Consider the following 19,370-nt stretch of genomic DNA (forward strand, 5'->3'; position numbering starts at 1 on the left):
GCGATAGATTTCTCCGGGATCGTGTCGATCCGCGGGCCGCTCGTTCGACCTGTGGGTGCGAGGGCCGAGAGGCGGCCCCGGCGGAGGAGGAGAACGCGATGTCGAAGTACCTGCTGATCATGCGGGGCACCGACGAGTCGAACGCGGCCATGATGGCCGACATCGAGGAGATGATGGCCGCGACCCACCGGTTCATCGAGGAGATGGTCAAGGCCGGCGTTCTCCTCGCGGCCGAAGGGCTGGACGATCCGGGCCAGGGCGTCGTGGTCGACTTCAGTGGCGAGGCCCCGGTGGTCACGGACGGGCCGTACGGCGAGACCAAGGAGCTGTTCGGCGGCTTCTTCCTGCTCGACGTCGCCTCGAAACAAGAAGCGGTCGAGTGGGCCAAGCGGGTCCCGGCGGCCCGCGGGTCCAAGATCGAGGTCCGGCGGGTGCCCGGGAGCGACGAGGTCCCGCAGGTCGACCAGTGATCACCGGGCGCGAGAGCAACGGCCGGATCTGATGAGTACGGCCGATGTCGAAGCCGTCTGGCGGATCGAGTCGGCGCGTATCGTCGCCGCGTTGACCCGGTTCACCGGCGATTTCGGGCTGGCCGAGGACGCGGCCCAGGAGGCGGTGGCCGAGGCGCTGGTGTCGTGGCCGCTCGCCTCTCCGGCGAATCCGGCCGGCTGGCTGATGGCCACGGCCCGGCGGCGGGCGATCGACGCGATCCGCCGCCGGGCCGCCCTCCAGGACCGATACGCCCTGCTGGCCGCCGAGCCGGCGGTTGACTCGGCGGTCGACGAGGAGATCGATCCCGACAGGATCGATGACGATGTGCTGGCGCTGATGTTCGTCAGCTGCCACCCGGTGCTCTCCCCCGAGGCCCAGGTGGCGCTGACCCTGCGCGTGGTCGGCGGCCTGTCCAGCGAGGAGATCGCCCGCGCGTTCCTGGTACCCGTGCCGACCGTGCAGGCCCGCATCACCCGGGGCAAGAAGACGATCGCGGCGGCCGGGGTGCCGTTCGAACTCCCGCCGGCGGCCGAGCGCCGGGAGCGGCTGGGCGGCGTGCTCAGCGTCCTCTACGTGATCTTCACCGAGGGGTCGACGGCCACGTCGGGCGACCGGCTGCTGCGCCCCGACGTCGCCTACGAGGCGATCCGGCTGGCCCGCACGCTGGCCGCGCTGCAGCCGGACGAGCCGGAGGTGCACGGTCTGCTGGCGTTGTGCGAGCTGACGGCCGCGCGTTTCCCGGCCCGGACCGGCCCGGACGGTTCGCCGGTCCTGCTCGGCGAGCAGGACCGGCGGCGGTGGGACTTCTCGGCGATCCGCCGCGGGCTGGCCGCGCTGGCCAAGGCGTCCAGTCGCGGCCTCGGCCCCTACGGCCTGCAGGCCGCGATCGCCGCCACCCACGCGTCGGCGCCCTCGGTCGAGGCGACCGACTGGGACCGGATCGTGCTGCTCTACGAGGCACTCGGCCGGGTCGCGCCCTCGCCGGTGGTCGAGCTCAACCGGGCCGTCGCCGTCGCCATGGCCTCGGGCCCGGCGCGAGCCCTGGCCATCGTGGACGAGCTGATCGCCTCGGACCGGCTCCCCGGTTCGCATCTGGTCCCGACGGTGCGCGGTGAGCTGCTGGCCCGGCTCGGACGGCGACCGGAAGCGCGCGCCGAGCTCGAACTGGCGGCCCGGCTGTGCGCCAACCAGCCCGAACGCTCAGTGCTACTGCGCAAGGCGGCCACACTGAGCTGACCGCTCCGGCTCGGTCGGCGACCATGATCAGATGTGCCGGCGCCCTCACTGATTCGGCCGAAGTGGGCATGTCCGGCTCGTGATCGATGCTGATCTACATCGTAAAGGGCCCCGGGACGTGTGTTCCGGGGCCCTCTGTACGGTGCGGGTCAGGCGCTGGTGCGCCTGAGGTGGAAGGTGAGGCCGAGGTCGGGGTCGTGGTGGGCGGGGAGGTCCTCCGGGGGGGTGCCTTCTGTCAGGGAGGTGGCCAGGACCTCCTCGGCGAGTTTGGCGCCGCCGGTGCGCAGGGCCTCGGCGAGGTCGCCGGAGGCGGTCCACCACAGGTCGATGCGGTCGGTGATGGACAGGCCGCTGGACTTGCGGGTGTCCTGCACCAGGCGGATGACCTCGCGGACCAGGCCCGCGCGCATCAGCTCCGGTGTGACCGCGAGGTCCAGCGCCACGGTCTCGCCGGTGCCGGTGCCGGTGCCCACCGCGCCGCTCTCCACCGCCCAGCCGGCCCGCGGCTGCTCGGTGATGATCACCTCGTCCGGGCCGAGGTCGACCGGCTCGCCGTGCACGACCACCGTCGCCGTCCCGCCGCCGCGGATGCCCGCGGCCAGCTCGGCGGGGTCGGTCGCGGTGAGGGCGGCGGCGACGTCCTTGGTGTCGCTGCCGAACCGCTTGCCGAGGGCGCGGAAGTTCGGCTTGACGGTGAAGGACACCAGGTCGGCCGAGTACGCCGACAGGTCCTCAAGGGCCTGCACGTTCAGCTCGTCGGCGATCAGCTCGCGCAGCGAGCCGGGCAGCGACGACCACCGCGGGCTGCCGACGAGCGCGCGCCCGAGCGGCTGACGGGTCTTGACCCCGCTGGACGCGCGCGCCGACCTGCCCAGCTCGACCAGGCGGCGCACCAGCGCCATCTGCTCAGACAGCCCGGCGTCCAGCAGGTCCTCGCGCACCTGCGGCCAGGTGGTCAGGTGCACCGACGCGGGCGCGTCGGGCGCGCGCAGCACGTCCCACACGTGGTCGGTGATGAACGGCACGAGCGGCGCCAGCAGCCGGGTGACGGTCTCCAGGCACTCGTACAGCGTCGCGAACGCCGACTCCTCGCCCGACCAGAAGCGGCGGCGCGACCTGCGGACGTACCAGTTGGACAGGTCGTCGAGGAACTCGGTGAGCCGCCGCCCGGCGCGGGTGGTGTCGAACGCCTCGAGCGCGTCGGTGACCTCGGCCACCGTGCGGTGCAGTTCGGCGAGCGCCCAGCGGTCGATCAGCGGCCGCTCGGCGTGCGGCGGGGCCTCGGCCAGCCGGGCCGGCGACCAGGACTCGGCGTTGGCGTACAGCGTGAAGAAGGAGGTGGTGTTCCAGTAGGTCAGCAGGACCTTGCGGACGATCTCCTCCAGCGCGGCGTGCCCGACCCGGCGCGGCGACCACGGGGACCCGGAGGTCGCCATGAACCAGCGCAGCGCGTCGGCGCCGTGCTGGTTCATCAGCGGGATCGGCCGCAGCACGTTGCCCAGGTGCTTGCTCATCTTGCGGCCGTCCTCGGCGAGGATCAGGCCGAGGCACAGCACGTTCTCGTAGGAGGACCGGTCGAACACCAGGGTGCCGACGGCCATCATGGAGTAGAACCAGCCGCGCGTCTGGTCCAGCGCCTCGCAGATGAACTGGCCGGGGTAGGCCGCCTCGAAGGCCTCCTTGTTGAGGTGCGGGGCGCCCCACTGGGCGAACGGCATCGAGCCGGAGTCGTACCAGGCGTCGATGACGTCGGGAACGCGCCGGGCCTCGTCGCCGCACACCGGGCAGGGGAAGGCGACGTCGTCGACGTAGGGCCGGTGCGGGTCCAGCGCCGACAGGTCGCGCCCGGCAAGGTCGCCGAGCTCCTTCAGCGAGCCGACGCAGGTGACGTGCGACTCGTCGGTCGTGCACACCCACAGCGGCAGCGGCGTGCCCCAGTAACGCGACCGGGACAGGGCCCAGTCGACGTTGTTGCGCAGCCACTCGCCGTAGCGGCCCTCCTTGATGGTGGGGGGGTACCAGGCGGTGCGCTCGTTCTCGGCGAGCAGGCGGTCCTTGATGCGCGTGGTGCGGATGTACCAGGACGGGAGCGCGTAGTACAGCAGCGGGGTGTGGCAGCGCCAGCAGTGCGGGTAGGCGTGCTCGAAGTGGTCGCCGCGGAACAGCAGACCGCGGGCCCGCAGGTCGTCGGTCAGGCCTTCGTCGGCGTCCTTGAAGAACTTCCCGCCGACCTGCGGCACGTCGGGCAGGAACCGCCCGTCCGGGCCGATCGGGTTGACCACGGGCAGGCCGTAGCGCTTGCAGACCGTCATGTCGTCGGCGCCGAACGCCGGGGCCTGGTGGACCAGGCCGGTGCCGTCCTCGACGGTGACGTAGTCGCCCAGCACGACGAAGTGGGCGCCGGGGATGTCGACCAGGTCGAACGGCCGCGAGTAGGGGGTGTGCTCCAGCTCGGTGCCCGGGAAGCGGTCGCCGGCCGTCCAGCCCTCGCCGAGGGCGCCCTCGAGCAGCGGCTCGGCCACGATGACCGGCCGCTCGCCCTCCTTGGAGGCGACCACGTACGTCACGTCGGGGTGCACGGCGACGGCGGTGTTGGACACCAGCGTCCACGGGGTGGTGGTCCAGATGAGCAGGTCGGTGCCCACGAAGCGCCCGGAGGTGACCGGCATGCGGACGTACACCGACGGGCTGGTGACGTTCTCGTACCCGCCGGGCTGTCCGAGCTCGTGGTCGGACAGGCCGGTGCCGCAGCGCGGGCAGTACGGCGTGATGCGGAAGTCGCGGAACAGCAGGTCCTTCTCCCAGATGACCTTCAGCGACCACCAGACGGACTCGACGTAGGAGGGGGCCATGGTGAGGTAGGCCTGGGACATGTCGACCCAGTAGCCCATGCGCTCGGTCATCTCTTCGAAGGCGTCGACGTGGCGCTGCACCGACTCGCGGCAGCGCTCGTTGAACTCGGCGATGCCGTACGCCTCGATCTCGGGCTTGCCGGACAGCCCGAGCTCCTTCTCCACCGCGACCTCGACCGGCAGGCCGTGGCAGTCCCAGCCGGCCCGGCGGGGCACGTTGTAGCCGCGCATCGACTTGTAGCGGGGGAAGACGTCCTTGAAGACGCGCGCCTCGACGTGGTGGACGCCGGGCATGCCGTTGGCGGTGGGCGGGCCCTCGTAGAACACCCAGGCCGGGCCGTCTGCGTTCTGCTCGAGCGAGCGCTCGAAGACCTTGCCGTCGCGCCAGCGGTCGAGCACCTCGGCCTCGAGGGCGGGCAGGTCCACCTGGGCGGCGAGCGAGCGGAAGTAGGGTGCTGACATCGTAGGGGCAGACCTCCACGCGTGCGTTTCTCCATGGCGTGGAGGGACGAGGCGCCGGGCCCCGCGGTACCACCCTCCTTGACCTCCCCTGCGGATCTCCCCAAAAGAAGATCTGCCGAAAAGAGGCCCTCTCTTTGTTCACCGCTGCCGGGTCTACTGGGCCGTGACCGTCGTACGGGCGCGGCCGTTCTTCCGGCGGCTCCGGGGTGATCTTCCCTCCGGGCCTCGCCCCGGGCTCGCACCGTCCCCGGGTCGCTCGTGCGAGGGGGCTCGGAGGTACTCGTCCCCATCAATGCCTTGCAAACTGAAACGATATCCCACGTTGGGGAAGGAGCCGACACGTTTATGAGGCTGGCCATCAGGGTGCGGCCGGGCGCCGCCCGCGAGTCCGTCGGCGGCGCCTACGGCGAGGAGGCGGTCGTGGTCAAGGTCAACGCGCGGGCGGTGGACGGCAGGGCCACCGAGGCGGCGCTGCGCGCGGTCGCGGACGCCTTCGGCGTGCGGCGGGCGGAGGTGCGTCTCGTAACCGGAGCGACAAGCAGGGACAAGGTCGTGGAGATAACCGGTAACGACCAGGAATTGACCGAAAGGGCTGTGGCGTTACGGATGGCGTAAACGGTCGGCGCGTCGTTTGTTCTTCGGATATGGCCGACCTATGCTTCCCGCACTGCTCAACAGGTGGATCGGCGAGGAGGCCTCGATGGCCGGTGTGACGCGGGCGGAGAAGACCGCCACTGAGACGAGCGGGGCGGCCGGCTGGACCGAGGAGGAACTCTCCGAGGTCCGAGGGCGCCTGCTCGGAGAGATCGACGAGCTGAACGCGGAGGTGGCGAGGTCGGAGTCGCAGATCGCCTCGGGCGACATCAGCGACAGCGCCGGGGACGACCAGGCCGATGCGGGGGCCAAGACCTATGAGCGGGAACGCGAGATCGCCCTTACCCTGAATGCGCGCGATCTGGTCGCGCAGAACGAGCGGGCGATCGCCCGCATCGACGCAGGAACATACGGAGTGTGCGAATCGTGCCACAAGCCGATCGGCAAGGAGCGGCTGCAGGCGTTCCCGAGGGCGACGCTGTGCGTGTCGTGCAAGCAGCGGGAGGAACGCCGCTGAACGCCTCGCCGGACGTGCCCCCCTCGCCCGAGGCCCCCGAGCCCCCCGAGCCTTCAGAGCGCGCCGAGGGGCGCGATGCGCCGCGCGGGCGGCGCATCGGCGCCCTGGCGGCCCTCGCGGTGCTGGTCTACGTCTTGGACCTGCTCAGTAAGACCATCGTGGTCGACGTGCTGGAGGGTCGTGAGCCGGTCCGCGTGATCGCCGGGGTGCTGCAGCTGCGGGTGATCCGCAACTCCGGCGCCGCCTTCAGCATCGGCACCGGCATGACGATCATCTTCACGGTCATCGCGGCCGTCGTCGTCGTCGCGATCCTGCGCACGGCCCGGCAGTTGCGCAGCGTCCCGTGGGCGGTCACCCTGGGCCTGCTGCTCGGCGGGGCCCTGGGCAACCTGACCGACCGCCTCTTCCGCTACCCCGCGCCCTTCCAGGGGCACGTCGTCGACTGGATCGAGGTCTTCCCGGTCACCCGCTTCCCCGTGTTCAACATCGCCGACTCGGCGATCGTGTGCGGCGGCATCCTGGCGGTGTTCCTCGCCTGGCGGGGCTACCAGATCGACGGGTCGCGCGCCGGCGACGAGCGCCCCGCCCCGTCCGGCGGCACTGGCGATGGTTTCGGCAGTGGCGGCGGCGACGTGGAGGGCGGCGCCCGTGGGTGAGCAGCGCAGTCTCCCCGTCCCCGACGGCCTGGAGGGTGAGCGCCTGGACGCCGCCCTCGCCCGGCTGTTCGGCTTCTCCCGCACCCGCGCCGCCGAGCTGATCGCCGCCGGCGACGTGCAGGTCGACGGCGCCGCCGCGGCCAAGTCCGACCGCGTGCACGCCGGCGCGTGGCTGGAGGTCGTGATCCCGCCGCCGCCCGGCCAGCCGGTGCCGGTGGCCGAGCCCGTCCCGGGCATGGGCATCCTGTACGAGGACGACGACATCGTGGTGATCGACAAGCCGATCGGGGTGGCGGCGCACCCGACGGTCGGCTGGACCGGCCCGACCGTCCTCGGCGGCCTGCTCGGCGCCGGGCACCGGGTGGCCACCAGCGGCGCGGCCGAGCGCCAGGGCATCGTCCACCGCCTGGACGCCAACACCACCGGCGTCATGGTGGTGGCCAAGAGCGAGGTGGCCTACTCCCGGCTCAAGCGCGCCTTCAAGGAGCGCACGGTCGAGAAGCACTACCACGCGCTGGTGCAGGGCCACCCCGACCCGCTGCGCGGCACCATCGACGCCCCCATCGACCGTCACCCGGCCGGGGACGGCCGGTTCGCCGTCGTCGCCGGCGGCAAGCCGTCGATCACCCACTACGACACGATCGAGGCGTTCCGGGCGGCGTCGCTGCTCGACATCAAGCTGGAGACCGGCCGCACCCATCAGATCAGGGTGCACATGTCGGCCACCCGCCACCCGTGCGTGGGCGATCTCGCCTACGGCGCAGACCCCACGCTGGCGGCGCGGCTGGGCGTCACCCGCCAGTGGCTGCACGCCGTCTCGCTGTCGTTCGACCACCCGACGGGCGGCGAGCGGGTGACCTTCACCAGCGGCTACCCCGAGGAGCTGTCCCGCGCGCTGGACGCCGTCCGCGCCGAGTCCTGACCACGGCCGGGCCGCCGGGCATCGTCCGGTCCGCCGGGTGATCACGGCCGGGCCGCCGGGCGCCGTCCGGTCCGCCCAGTCTGATCACGGTCAGGCCGCCGGGCCGCCGTCCGGGCTCACGTGCCCGACAGGGGGCCTCCGTCGACGTAGGAGGCGTCGTCGCCGCTGGTCTGGCCCTGGTCGTTGGTGACGTCGCCCTCGCCGCCGCCCCCGCCGTCCTGGCCGTCGCCGCGAGGCTCGTCGCCGCCCTGACCGGGCGGCACGGGGTCGTTCTCGCCCTTGTCGCTCTGGGTCTTGGTGGGCTTGGGCTTGGGAGTCGGCTTGGCGGAGGGCTTGGGCTTGGGCGTCGGCCGGTCCTCGCCGCCCTTGGTCCGGTCCGGCGTCGGCCGCCCCTGACCGGTGCGGGCCGCCGAGGAGACCGGCGCGTGGACGCTGGGCTGCCCGCCGCGCGAGGGAGCGTAGCCGTCCTGGCCCGAGCGCCGGGTGACCGGCTCGGCGGTCGGGGTGACCGACACCGTGACCCGCACGGTCGGGGAGACCTGCGGCGTCGAGGTGCCCGCCGAGCGGGCGGTCACCCAGGCCAGCCCGCCGGCCACCAGGCCGACCGACAGGATCAGCGAGGTGAGCCCGGCGAGCGCGATGCCGCGCCCGCCTCCCGGCCTGGTCTGCGGCGGCACCGACGCCGGGTCGGTGATCGGGGCGGCGGCCAGCCGTTCCCTGGTCGGGCTCGACGCCTGGGCCGGCACCGGGGCCGGCGCCTGCACGGGCAGGGCCGGCGTGGTCGGCTCGGGCTGGATGCCGGCGGCGACCATCCGCAGGTAGTGCTCGGCCTCGGCGGCGGTGAGCCGCTCTGCCGGGTCCTTGCGCAGCAGGCCGTTCAGCACAGGGCCGAGCGGGCCGGCCAGCCGCATCGGCTCGGGCGGGTCGTGCATGACCGCGCCGAGCGTGGCCAGCGGATTGCCGCGCTGGAACGGCGAACGCCCCTCCACAGCGACGTACAGCGTGACGCCGAGGGACCACAGGTCCGAGGACCGGGTCGCCTGGCCGCCCGCGGCCCGTTCGGGCGCGATGAACGCCGGGGTGCCGATGAGCGTGCCGGTCCGGGTGACCGGGGAGTCGTCCTCCAGGGTCGCGATGCCGAAGTCGGTGAGCACGGCCCGGCCGCCGTGCTTGGCCAGCAGGACGTTGTCGGGCTTGACGTCCCGGTGCAGCACCCCGGCGTGGTGGGCGGCGCGCAGCGCGGCCAGCACCTCCAGGCCGATCTCGGCCACGCGCACCGGGTGGAGCGGTCCCTGGTCGCGGACGACGGCGCCCAGCGTGTCGGAGTCCACGAGCTGGAGCACGATCCAGGGGTGGCCGTTCTCCTCGAACACGTCGTAGACGGTGGCGACGCCGGGGTGGCTGACCCGTCCGGCGGCGCGCGCCTCCCGGAAGGTTCTCGTCGCGAAGATCTCGCGTTCCGGACCGGTGAGCTCCGGTGGCGCGATCAACTCCTTGACGGCTATCTCACGGCCGAGAATCTCGTCATGGGCCCGCCAGACGGTGCCCATTCCACCTCGGCCGATGGGTTCCAGCAGACGGTATCGGCCTGCCACGACTCGGTCTGTGACCTGGGAGGAATCCGGCATGTTGGGCTGGCTACCCCAAAATTTCGGTCACATGCACTCGTAGTCAGGACGGCCGGAAACTTTTCACGAACATCTCGAAAAGGGGACGATCTCTCTTCCAGGTCGCGTCGGTCGTGTGCCAGTAGATCGTGTACTGCCGCCCGTCCGCCGTGGCGAAGGCGCGGTCGAGCACGTGCGCCCGCCCGGACGACATCGTCCAGGTGAACTCCCAGTCGGCGGCCGGCCGGCCCCGGTAGGTCAGGGCGCGCAGCGACAGCAGGCGGTAGCCGGGCAGGCGGTTCCTGGCCACGGCCTGCTCCTCCACCTCCCGCAGCGCCGTCAGCGGGTCGGCGGCCGTCCACGGAGTCGTGTCGACCAGCAGGAAGCCGCGCGAGCCGGGCATGCGGAAGTGCACGCGGGTCTTGTCCCTGCCGAACTCCGGCCAGCGCTCGGGGAGGGCGACGCTGAAGCCCAGCGCGTCGGTGTGCGGACGCCAGCCCTCCGGCAGGGCGACACCCGCTTCCGAGGGACTCGGGCTCGGGCGCGACGGGCTCGCGCTCGGGGTCGCGCTGGGGCTTGGCGGGGAGGACGAGGGCACCCCCGCCGAGGACGTCCGCGCCGGTGTGGGGGAGGCCGAGGGCGATGTGGCGGCCGCCGAGCCCGCGACCTGCCGATAGCCGTACCAGCCGCCCAGGCCGACGGCGACGGCCAGCACCGGGACGCCCACGAGCACGGCGGCCCGGGACCTCGGGCGTCGGGAGGGCCCGCCGGTCCCGGCCGCCGGCCCTTCGAAGGTGGACCACTGGGCATGGGCGGCGCCGGGCATCGTCCCGCCCTGGAACGGCGGCACGGCCCCCGGTCCAGGACCGTGCCCGGTCTGCCACCCGGGCACCTGCCCCGCCTGCCACCCGGGACCCTGGCCGGTCTGCCACCCGGGCACCTGCCCCGCCTGCCACGCGGCACCCTGCCCGGCGGCGACGCGGCGCAGGGCTTCGGCGGCCTCGGCGGCGGACAGGCGCGTGCCCGGCTCCTTGCGGAGCAGCCCGGCGATCACCGGGGCCAGCGGCCCGGCCAGCCGGGGCGGCTCAGGCTCGTCGTTCAGCACCGCCGCCATCGTGGGCACAGGCGCCCCACGGTCGAACGGCGGGCGGCCCTCCACGGCGGCGTACAGCGTCGCGCCCAGGGACCACAGGTCGGACTCGGGCACGGCGGGCCGGCCCTGCAGCCGCTCGGGCGGGATGAACGCGGGGGTGCCCGACAGGCCGCCGGTCGTGGTCAGCGCGGTCTCCTCGGGCATGGTGGCGATGCCGAAGTCGGTCAGCACCACCCTGCCGCCCTCGGTGAGCAGGACGTTCTCGGGCTTGACGTCCCGGTGGAGCACCCCTGCGGCGTGCGCGGCGCGCAGCGCGTCGAGCACCTGCCCGCCGATGTCGGCCACCGTCCGCGGCTCCAGCGGGCCCGCGGACCTGAGCACCTCGCCCAGCGAGCGCGACCGCACGAGCTGCATGACGATCCAGGGCCGGCCGTCCTCCTCGATGACGTCGTGGACGACGACCACCGACGGGTGGTCCAGCCGGCCGGCCGCCCGCGCCTCGCGGATCGTGCGCCGGTTGAAGGCGGCGCGGTCCTCCTCGCTCATCGCGCGGTAGAGGACCTCCTTGACCGCGACCGGGCGGTCGAGCAGCTCGTCGTGGGCCCGCCACACCACGCCCATGCCGCCGCGCCCGATCGGCTCCAGCAGACGGTATCTGCCGGCGACCCGGCGTTGCGTCTCAGCGGTCACCTCGCCCCGCCCTCCCTTCCCGGCCACCGCATCGTCCCATAACCGGACGCGTGCGGGCGCCGGACCGCCGCCCGGCGGACATCGAACCACCGCTCCCGGTCGGCGGCCGGCGACCGTCCCGGCGCCGACCACTCTCGCGGCGCCGACCACCGTCCCGGCGCCGACCACTCTCGCGGCGCCGACCACCGTCCCGGCGGCCGACCACCGCCGAGCGTGCGACGGACGTCCGGCGGGCACCGGAGCGGCGACCCGCGGGCGGGGGAGCCGCTGCCACCCGATGGTGTCTCGGGCGGGCTACTTGGCGGGCTTGAAGGTGGCGGCGAGGGTGTCGAAGAGCTTCTTCTTCGCCTTCCAGTCCTTGTCCTCTGTCTTGAACAGCAGCGCGTAGCCGTTGTGCTTGTCGGTGACGAAGCCGCGGTCGATCACGCGCGACCGGAAGCGGCTGTCGCCGAAGGTGAACTCCCAGTCGGCCGCGGTCTTCCAGTAGCCCTTGACCTCCCTGATGGCGACCAGCCGGTAGCCGGGGAAGTTGCGGCTCATACCCGGCACGTCGCGCCGCCAGACCTTCAGGGCGTCGGACTCGGGGCTCCCGGTGTGGTGGACCTCCAGGTAGGTGTGGGAGTCCCCGCGGAAACGCACCTCGCCGTTGCCCCGGCCGTCCACGTGCCACCCCTTGGGGAGGGCGAGGGAGAACCCGCTGGAGTGCTTGTACTTGTGCCACCCCTTGGGGACGCCCGCCGGACTGGAGGAGGTCGGCTTGGGGGAGGACGTCGGCTCGGCCGTCTCGCTCGGCGAGGACGACGGCGAGGAGGACGCGTCCCCGGACGGCGCCGGGGACGCCCCGGAGGACGGCGGGGCCGTCCCTCCGGCGCCCGTGGGGTCGCCCGAAGCGGCCGAGGAGTGCCCGCCGGACGCCGCCGCGCCGTCCGAAGGGGTGTCGGAGGCCTCGCGCGCGCCCAGCCACATGGCCACGCCGGCCACGATGAGCAGGGCCGGGATGGCGACCAGGACGACGCGCAGGAGCGGCACCGGCCGCCGGGGGCCGCCGGAGTCGTCCTCGTCCGGCGCCATGGGGACCACCGGCGGGGCGATCGAGGTGGCGCCGTGGCCGGTCATGTCGTCATAGGCGGACGGGGCCGGGCTCTCGTAGGAGGCGGCCAGGGCCTCGGCGGAGGCCGCGGCGGGGGAGGCGGACGAGCCGCCATAGGGGCGTTTGCGCGTCTCGGGCCGGGTGTGCGCGTCGGTGCCGCGCGCGCCTGGTTGTCTCGGGACGTTCGTCGGACGCTGCGGCTCACCGGCCCCGGCGGGGGCCGCGGGCTCGGCGGACCGCTCCACGGGATCTGCGCGCCTGACCGGCTGGACGGGCGCCTTGACCGGCCGCCCGGCGGCTCTGCCCTCCGGGCGGGACGGGGCCGTGGACCGCGGGCCGGCCGGCCCCGGGAGGTCGGCCTCCGCGGACCCGGCGGCCTGTTCCCGCTCCGCCGCGCTCCTGCCCGCGTCCGCGAGGTGGTCTTCCCGCTCGTCTTCGTTCTCGCCGCTTTCGAGGTCCCGTCGCCGGGCCTCGTCGTCGTCAGTGAGGCGCCGGTCCCGCGCCGCGTCGCCGGTGGAAGAGGTGCCGGCGGTCCGTGTGGGCGCGGGAAGACCGGCCTCCTGGGCGCCGCCCCCCGCGGACCCGGCGTCCGGCGCGGCCTGCGCGCCCTCTCCGGCCGTCCGAGGCGTCCGAGGCTCTCCGGTCGTGCTCGGCCGTGCGGTCTTTCCCGCGGCGCCCGCCGCCGCGAGCCCGGCCGCCGCTGCGGCGGCCTTCCGGGCCGCCTTACCCGCGGCCGGCGCCTCGGCCCCTCCGGGGGCCTCACCAGGGGAAGGCTCGGCGGAGGGGGCCTGCTTGAGCGACTGGACCTTCTCCAGCGCCCCGGCCCGGTCGCCCGACCCGGCCTCCGCGCCCGTCCGCGGCGCGGCCTGCTCGGGCTGCCCCGCGGGGCGGCGGGCCGGCTTGGGCTGCTTGCGCGGCGGGCTGGTGGGAGGAGTGGGCAGCGGCGTCGCCGGCAGCGTCCGCTGGGAGGTGGTGGGGACGCTGGAGCGGTCCTCGGCGATGCTGCGCAGCATGCGCTCGGCCTGGTCGGCGCTCAGGCGGCTGTCGGGGTCCTTCTCCAGCAGCCCGGACAGGACGGCGCCGAGGCGGCCGGCGCGCAGCGCGGGCTCGGGCTCGTCGTTGAGCACGGCGTGCATCGTGGCCATCGCCATGCCCTTGTCGTGCGGCGGGCGGCCCTCGACGGCCGCGTAAAGCGTCGCGCCGAGCGACCACAGGTCGGACTCGCGCTGGGCGGGGTAGCCGCGCAGGCGTTCGGGGGCGATGAACGCGGGCGTGCCGACCAGACCCGTGCGGGTCATCGTCGTGTCGGTCTCCATGCGCGCGATGCCGAAGTCGGTGAGCACCACCCGGCCGTCGTCGGTGAGCAGCACGTTCTCGGGCTTGACGTCGCGGTGGAGCACGCCGGCCGCGTGCGCGCTGCGCAGCGCCTCCAGCACCTGCAGGCCGATCTCGGCGACCATGCGCACCGGCAGCGGCCCGTCGTCGCGCAGCACCTGGCCGAGCGAACGCGAGTCGACCAGCTGCATGACGATCCAGGGGCGGCCGTTCTCCTCGATGACGTCGTGGACGACCACGACGTTCGGGTGCGAGAGCCGGCCCGCGGCCCGCGCCTCTCTCAGCGTGCGGCGGTTGAGCTCGGCGACCTCGTCGTCCTGGGGGTCGCCGGGATAGCGGACCTCCTTGACGGCGACGGGCCGGTCGAGCAGCTCGTCGTGGGCCCGCCATACGATGCCCATGCCGCCACGGCCGATCGGCTCCAGTAGCTGGTAGCGGTCGGCCACGCGGCGTCCCTGTCGCCGTTCGCCCGGCCGTGCTTCCGACATCACCCGCCGCTACCCCCTTTCAGGCGAATGAATCGTCCCATAGAGGTGCGCACGTGCAAACGCGGCGCCGCTCGATCAGTCCGCCATGTGAGACGCGGCGTCCAGCAAATGGCGGATCTCTGTTACCCTTGAGGCCGTGACTTGCTATTTCGTGGTCTTGGGCCCGGCTCCGGGAGGGCCGGTCGCCGTCACGATCTAGCGACAACCGGAGCCGGCAGAGGCGGAGACGAACGGTCTTCGTCGTTTCGTCATTCAACGACCCCGCCGGCTCGCGGGTGACGCGGCCGGCGCCCACCACAGGGAGCCGACATGTCATCGACCGGGCGACCGGGCCCGCAGGCCGTACAGATCGGGAGCCTCACGGTGGGCGCGGGGCCGGCCGTGGTGCTGGGCGGCGACCCCGCCTCCGGGACGGGCGCCGACGGGCGCTGGGTGCGGCCCGGAGCCGGGCGCGCCGCCGAGGCGCTGGCGCAGGTCAGATCCGCCTGGGACGGGCCGCTGCTCGCCGAGCCGGCGTCCCATGACGACCTTCCCGCCCTCGCCGCGCACGCCGACGGGGTGGTGCTCGCCGCTCCGTCGTGGTCGCGCGACCCCGGCTTCGCCCGGGCCGTGTGCGCGCTCGCCCTGCCCGTCGTGCTGACCCGCACCGCGGGCACTCCGCTGGAGGAGTGGCTGGAGGCCGCCGGCCGGTGCACCGGGGCGGGGGCGCGGGGCGTGGTGCTGTGCGAGGACGGCGACCCCGGCGGCGGCCTCGCCGCCGATCTGGCCGCGGCGCTCGTGGCCGGTGAGCGCTCGGGCCTGCCCGTGATCGCCGCGCCCGGCGGCGACGCGGGCCTCGCGGCGGCGGTCGTGGCCGCCGGGGCGGACGGGCTGTGGCTCGGGCCGCAGGCCCCGGCGGCGGTGGTGGCGGCGGCGCGCGAGGCGGTGACCGTGGTCGGCGCTCTGGTACGCGACGAGAACCCCGCCACGGTGGCGGCGGCGCGCGAGGCCATCGACCGGGTGGACGCGGCGCTCGCCGTCCTGCTGGAGCGCCGCGCCGGCCTGGCGGGCACCATTCAGCGGCTCAAGCCGGTCGGCGGCTTCGCCGGGCGCGACATGGACCGCGAGCGCCGCCTGGTCGCCGCGATGGCCCGCCGCGCCCCGCGGCTCGGCGAGGAACTGCTCGCGCCGGTCATGAACGCCGTCATCGAGGCCGGGCTGCACCTGGCCGAGCGAGAGCGGGCCGAGACGGCTCGGCCCGCCGGGGACGCGGCGCCGGCCGCGACGGGCGGAGGGCCGCCGGCGACGGCCGGGACGGGCGAGGCTCCGGGCGGCGACACGCGGGAGAATGGAGGCGAACACGCGCCCGACGGCGTCCAAGGTGGCTCCCAAGGCGGCTCCGACCAGGGCGACCTGCGTGATCGCGCGGCCGTGCGGGCCTTGGCCGCTCCGGTGCCGGATCACGATTGAGACCGGCGGGCCCCGTGTGCCACGAGAGGCGCCCGGCACGGCGTAGGCTCTCATCCGCCGCACCGGATCGAGGGGAGAGGGACGGCCCGCATGGCTGAATCGTTTGTGCATCTGCACGTTCACACCGAGTACTCCATGCTCGACGGAGCGGCGCGGTTGAAGCAGATGTTCAAACAGGTCGGCGATCTCGAGATGCCCGCCATCGCGATCACCGACCACGGCAACATGCACGGCGCCTACGACTTCTACAAGCAGGCGACCGGGGCCGGCATCAAGCCCATCATCGGCATCGAGGCCTACGTCGCCCCCGCCTCCCGCCACCAGAAGAAGCCCGTGCTGTGGGGCGAGCCGCACCAGAAGCGCGACGACGTGTCGGCGGGCGGCTACTACACGCACATGACGATCTGGGCGCGCAACGCCACGGGTTTGGGCAACCTGATGAAGCTCTCCTCGCGCGCCTACACCGAGGGCTTCGTGCGCAAGTGGGCCCGCATGGACGCCGAGCTGCTCGCCGAGCACGCCGATGGCCTGATGGCCACCACCGGCTGCCCCTCGGGCGAGGTGCAGACCCGCCTGCGCCTGGGCCAGTACGACGAGGCGCTCGCGGCCGCCGCCCGCTACCAGGAGCTGTTCGGCAAGGACAACTACTACCTGGAGATCATGGACCACGGCCTCGACATCGAGCGCCGGGTCCGCGACGGGCTCACCAGGATCTCCGCCGAGCTGGGCATCCCGCCGCTGGTGACCAACGACTCGCACTACACCTACGAGTCCGACTCCACCTCCCACGACGCGCTGCTGTGCATCCAGACCGGCAAGCAGCTGTCCGACCCCGACCGGTTCCGCTTCGACGGCAGCGGCTACTACATCAAGACCGCCGACGAGATGCGCGCGGTCGACTCCTCCGATCTGTGGGCCGAGGGCTGCCGCAACACGCTGCTGGTCGCCGAGAAGGTCGACCCGGCCGGCATGTTCACCTTCAAGAACCTCATGCCGACCTTCCCCATCCCCGAAGGCCACACCGAGGAGAGCTGGTTCCGCGAGGAGATCGAGCGCGGCATGCGGCGCCGGTTCCCCGAGGGGGTGGACGAGGAGCACCAGCGGCAGATCGAGTTCGAGATGGGCGTCATCCTGCAGATGGGGTTCCCCTCCTACTTCCTCGTCGTCGCCGACTTCATCATGTGGGCCAAGAACAACGGCATCCGGGTCGGCCCCGGCCGAGGCTCGGCCGCCGGGTCGCTGGCGGCGTACGCGCTCGGCATCACCGACCTGGACCCGCTGCCGCACGGCCTGATCTTCGAGCGGTTCCTCAACCCCGACCGCGTGTCCATGCCCGACGTCGACATCGACTTCGACGAACGCCGGCGGGCCGACGTCATCCGGTACGTCACCGAGAAGTACGGCGCCGACAAGGTCGCGATGATCGCCACCTTCGGCACCATCAAGGCGAAAGCGGCCATCAAGGACGCCGCCCGCGTCCTCGGCTATCCCTACGCGCTCGGCGACAAGGTCTCCAAGGCGTTCCCGCCCGCGGTGATGGGCAAGGACATCCCGCTGTCGGGCATCTTCGACAAAGATCACCCGCGCTACAACGAGGCCGGCGAGCTGCGCAAGCTGTACGAGGAGGACGTCGACGTCAAGGCGGCGATGGACCTCGGCCGGGGCCTGGAGGGGCTGATCCGGCAGACCGGCGTGCACGCCGCGGGCGTCATCATGTCCTCGGACGTGCTCACCGACTACATCCCGATCATGCGCCGCGACTCCGACGGCGCGATCATCACGCAGTTCGACTACCCGACCTGCGAGACGCTCGGCCTGCTCAAGATGGACTTCCTGGGCCTGCGCAACCTCACGATCATCGACGACTGCCTGAAGATGATCGAGGCCAACACCGGCAACATGATCGACCTGCTGAAGCTGCCGCTGGACGATCCCAAGACCTACGAGCTGCTCGGCCGGGGCGACACCCTCGGGGTGTTCCAGCTCGACGGCGGCGGCATGCGCTCGCTGCTGCGGCTGATGAAGCCCGACAACTTCGAGGACATCTCCGCCGTCGGCGCGCTCTACCGGCCGGGGCCGATGGGCGCCAACTCCCACACCAACTACGCGCTGCGCAAGAACGGCCAGCAGGAGATCACCCCCATCCATGAGGAGTTCCGCGAGTCGCTGGCGGAGATCCTCGGCACGACCCACGGCCTGATCGTGTACCAGGAGCAGGTCATGGCCATCGCGCAGAAGGTCGCCGGGTTCTCGCTCGGCAAGGCCGACCTGCTGCGCCGCGCGATGGGCAAGAAGAAGAAGGCCGAGCTGGACAAGCAGTTCGCGTCCTTCGAGCAGGGCATGAAGGACAACGGCTACTCCGCCGCGGCCATCAAGACCCTGTGGGACATCCTGGTCCCCTTCTCCGACTACGCCTTCAACAAGGCCCACAGCGCCGCCTACGGGCTGGTGTCCTACTGGACCGCCTACCTCAAGGCGAACTATCCGGCCGAGTACATGGCCGCGCTGCTCACTTCGGTCAAGGACGACAAGGACAAGTCGGCGCTCTACCTCAACGAGTGCCGCCGCATGGGCATCAAGGTGCTGCCGCCGGACGTCAACGACTCCGACTTCGACTTCACCCCGCGCGGCACCGACATCCGCTTCGGCCTGTCGGCCATCCGCAACGTCGGCGGCAACGTCGTCGACGGCATCATCGGCGCGCGCAAGGAGAAGGGCCGCTTCGGCGACTTCAAGGACTTCCTGCGCAAGGTGCCGGCGCTGGTCTGCAACAAGCGGGTCATCGAGTCGCTGATCAAGGCGGGGGCGTTCGACTCGCTCGGCCACGTGCGCAAGGGCCTGGTCATGGTGCACGAGCAGGCCGTCGACGCCATCATCGACATCAAGAAGAACGAGGCCATCGGCCAGGACAGCCTGTTCGGGGCGATCGACGGGGCCGAGGACCAGACCTTCGACGTGCAGATCCCGGCGGGGGAGTGGGACAAGTCCACGCTGCTGGTGTTCGAGCGCGAGATGCTCGGCCTGTACGTCTCCGACCATCCGCTGTTCGGCGTCGAGCACATCCTGTCCTCCGGCGCCGACTGCTCGGTCGCGGCGCTGCAGTCCGACGACCGTCCCGACGGGCAGGTCATCACGGTGGGCGGCATCCTCACCGGCCTTCAGCGCAAGGTCACCAAGAAGGGCGACACCTGGGTGCTCACCACCCTGGAGGACCTCGAGGGCGCCATCGAGGTCATGATCTTCCCCTCGGCCTACCAGCTGTGCGCCACCGTGCTGGCCGAGGACGCCATCGTCTTCGTCAAGGGCCGGCTCGACAAGCGGGAGGACGTCGCCAAGATCGTGGCGATGGAGGTCACCGCCCCCGACCTGTCACAGGAGGCCGGCGGCCCGCTGGTCGTCAGCATGCCGGTGACCCGGTGCACGCCCCCGGTGATCGGCCGCCTCAAGGAGGTGCTGTCCACCCACCGCGGCACCACCGAGGTCCACCTGCAACTGCACAGCGGCTCCAAGACCACCGTGATGCGCCTGGACGACCGCCTGAGGGTCGCCACCTCGCCCGCCCTGATGGGCGACCTCAAGCAACTCCTCGGCCCCGCCTGCCTCGGCGTCTGACAGATCCCCCCGCGTGACCGCATGAAGGCCGGCTGACGGCCCGTTCGGGCGGGGGCCGGTGGACGCGGCGGTCCCGGCCGGCGAACCTCGGGTCGGCGCCGGCCGCGAACGCAGGACCCGCGGCGGGCGTCCCGCCGCGGGTCCTGCGCGTCCGGCTACGACCGAGCGCCGGTCAGCGGGTCCAGGTCCATTTCTGGTTGGTGCCGCCGTGGCAGGTGTAGAGCTGGATGGTGGTGCCGTTGGCGGTGCCCTGTCCGGTGGCGTCCAGGCACAGT

13 protein-coding genes are annotated in these 19,370 nt (G+C 72.8%); 8 read left to right on the plus strand and 5 right to left on the minus strand.

Annotated elements, in window-relative coordinates; translation table 11 throughout:
• Positions 1-98 precede the first annotated feature (98 nt).
• Both ACWEN6_RS38260 and ACWEN6_RS38265 read left to right on the plus strand, forming a co-directional pair.
• The gene (locus ACWEN6_RS38260) at positions 99-470 is read left to right on the plus strand and encodes a YciI family protein (RefSeq protein WP_452576852.1); all 372 of its coding nucleotides are present in this window, start codon (positions 99-101) and stop codon (positions 468-470) included.
• A 31-nt stretch (positions 471-501) separates the two neighbouring features.
• The gene (locus tag ACWEN6_RS38265) at positions 502-1,728 is read left to right on the plus strand and encodes an RNA polymerase sigma factor (protein WP_452576853.1); all 1,227 of its coding nucleotides are present in this window, start codon (positions 502-504) and stop codon (positions 1,726-1,728) included.
• Between the two features lie 149 nt (positions 1,729-1,877).
• Here ACWEN6_RS38265 and ileS read toward each other — a convergent pair whose 3' ends face one another.
• Positions 1,878-5,042, minus strand: coding sequence for an isoleucine--tRNA ligase (gene ileS, locus ACWEN6_RS38270; protein WP_452576854.1), 3,165 nt, complete (start codon positions 5,040-5,042; stop codon positions 1,878-1,880).
• Between the two features lie 345 nt (positions 5,043-5,387).
• Here ileS and ACWEN6_RS38275 point away from each other — a divergent pair, with 345 nt between their 5' ends.
• From ACWEN6_RS38275 to ACWEN6_RS38290, 4 genes are all read left to right on the plus strand, one after another.
• On the plus strand, positions 5,388-5,657 hold the full coding sequence (locus ACWEN6_RS38275) for a DUF167 domain-containing protein (protein WP_452576855.1): 270 nt from the start codon (positions 5,388-5,390) through the stop codon (positions 5,655-5,657).
• Positions 5,658-5,742: 85 nt separating this feature from the next.
• On the plus strand, positions 5,743-6,153 hold the full coding sequence (locus ACWEN6_RS38280; RefSeq protein ID WP_452576856.1) for a TraR/DksA family transcriptional regulator: 411 nt from the start codon (positions 5,743-5,745) through the stop codon (positions 6,151-6,153).
• Positions 6,117-6,809 (plus strand): signal peptidase II, encoded by a 693-nt coding sequence (lspA, locus tag ACWEN6_RS38285; protein ID WP_452576857.1) that lies wholly within the window; start codon positions 6,117-6,119, stop codon positions 6,807-6,809. The genes ACWEN6_RS38280 and lspA overlap by 37 nt, the downstream gene beginning before the upstream one ends.
• The gene (locus tag ACWEN6_RS38290; RefSeq protein ID WP_354850350.1) at positions 6,802-7,731 is read left to right on the plus strand and encodes an RluA family pseudouridine synthase; all 930 of its coding nucleotides are present in this window, start codon (positions 6,802-6,804) and stop codon (positions 7,729-7,731) included. Before lspA ends, ACWEN6_RS38290 begins: the two co-directional genes overlap by 8 nt.
• Before the next feature lie 116 nt (positions 7,732-7,847).
• Here ACWEN6_RS38290 and ACWEN6_RS38295 read toward each other — a convergent pair whose 3' ends face one another.
• From ACWEN6_RS38295 to ACWEN6_RS38305, 3 genes are all read right to left on the minus strand, one after another.
• Entirely contained in the window at positions 7,848-9,359 is a 1,512-nt protein-coding gene (locus ACWEN6_RS38295; RefSeq protein WP_452576858.1) for a protein kinase domain-containing protein, read from the minus strand.
• Between the two features lie 43 nt (positions 9,360-9,402).
• Entirely contained in the window at positions 9,403-11,121 is a 1,719-nt protein-coding gene (locus ACWEN6_RS38300; RefSeq protein ID WP_452576859.1) for a protein kinase domain-containing protein, read from the minus strand.
• A gap of 294 nt (positions 11,122-11,415) precedes the next feature.
• Positions 11,416-13,992: a protein kinase domain-containing protein gene (locus tag ACWEN6_RS38305; RefSeq protein ID WP_452576860.1), complete on the minus strand. Its 2,577-nt coding sequence runs from the start codon at positions 13,990-13,992 to the stop codon at positions 11,416-11,418.
• A 351-nt stretch (positions 13,993-14,343) separates the two neighbouring features.
• On the opposite strand from ACWEN6_RS38305, the gene ACWEN6_RS38310 reads away from it, so the two are divergent.
• The gene (locus ACWEN6_RS38310) at positions 14,344-15,483 is read left to right on the plus strand and encodes a chorismate mutase (protein ID WP_452576861.1); all 1,140 of its coding nucleotides are present in this window, start codon (positions 14,344-14,346) and stop codon (positions 15,481-15,483) included.
• 90 nt (positions 15,484-15,573) lie between these two features.
• Complete coding sequence (dnaE, locus tag ACWEN6_RS38315; RefSeq protein WP_452576862.1) at positions 15,574-19,095, plus strand: DNA polymerase III subunit alpha; 3,522 nt, start codon at positions 15,574-15,576, stop codon at positions 19,093-19,095.
• 172 nt (positions 19,096-19,267) lie between these two features.
• Here the strand turns inward: dnaE and ACWEN6_RS38320 are convergent, their stop codons facing one another.
• A complete protein-coding gene (locus ACWEN6_RS38320) occupies positions 19,268-19,369 on the minus strand; it encodes a ricin-type beta-trefoil lectin domain protein (protein WP_452576864.1) in 102 nt (33 codons plus the stop codon).
• Between the last annotated feature and the right edge of the window lies 1 nt (position 19,370).

Source organism: Sphaerisporangium sp. NPDC004334, from assembly GCF_053602655.1.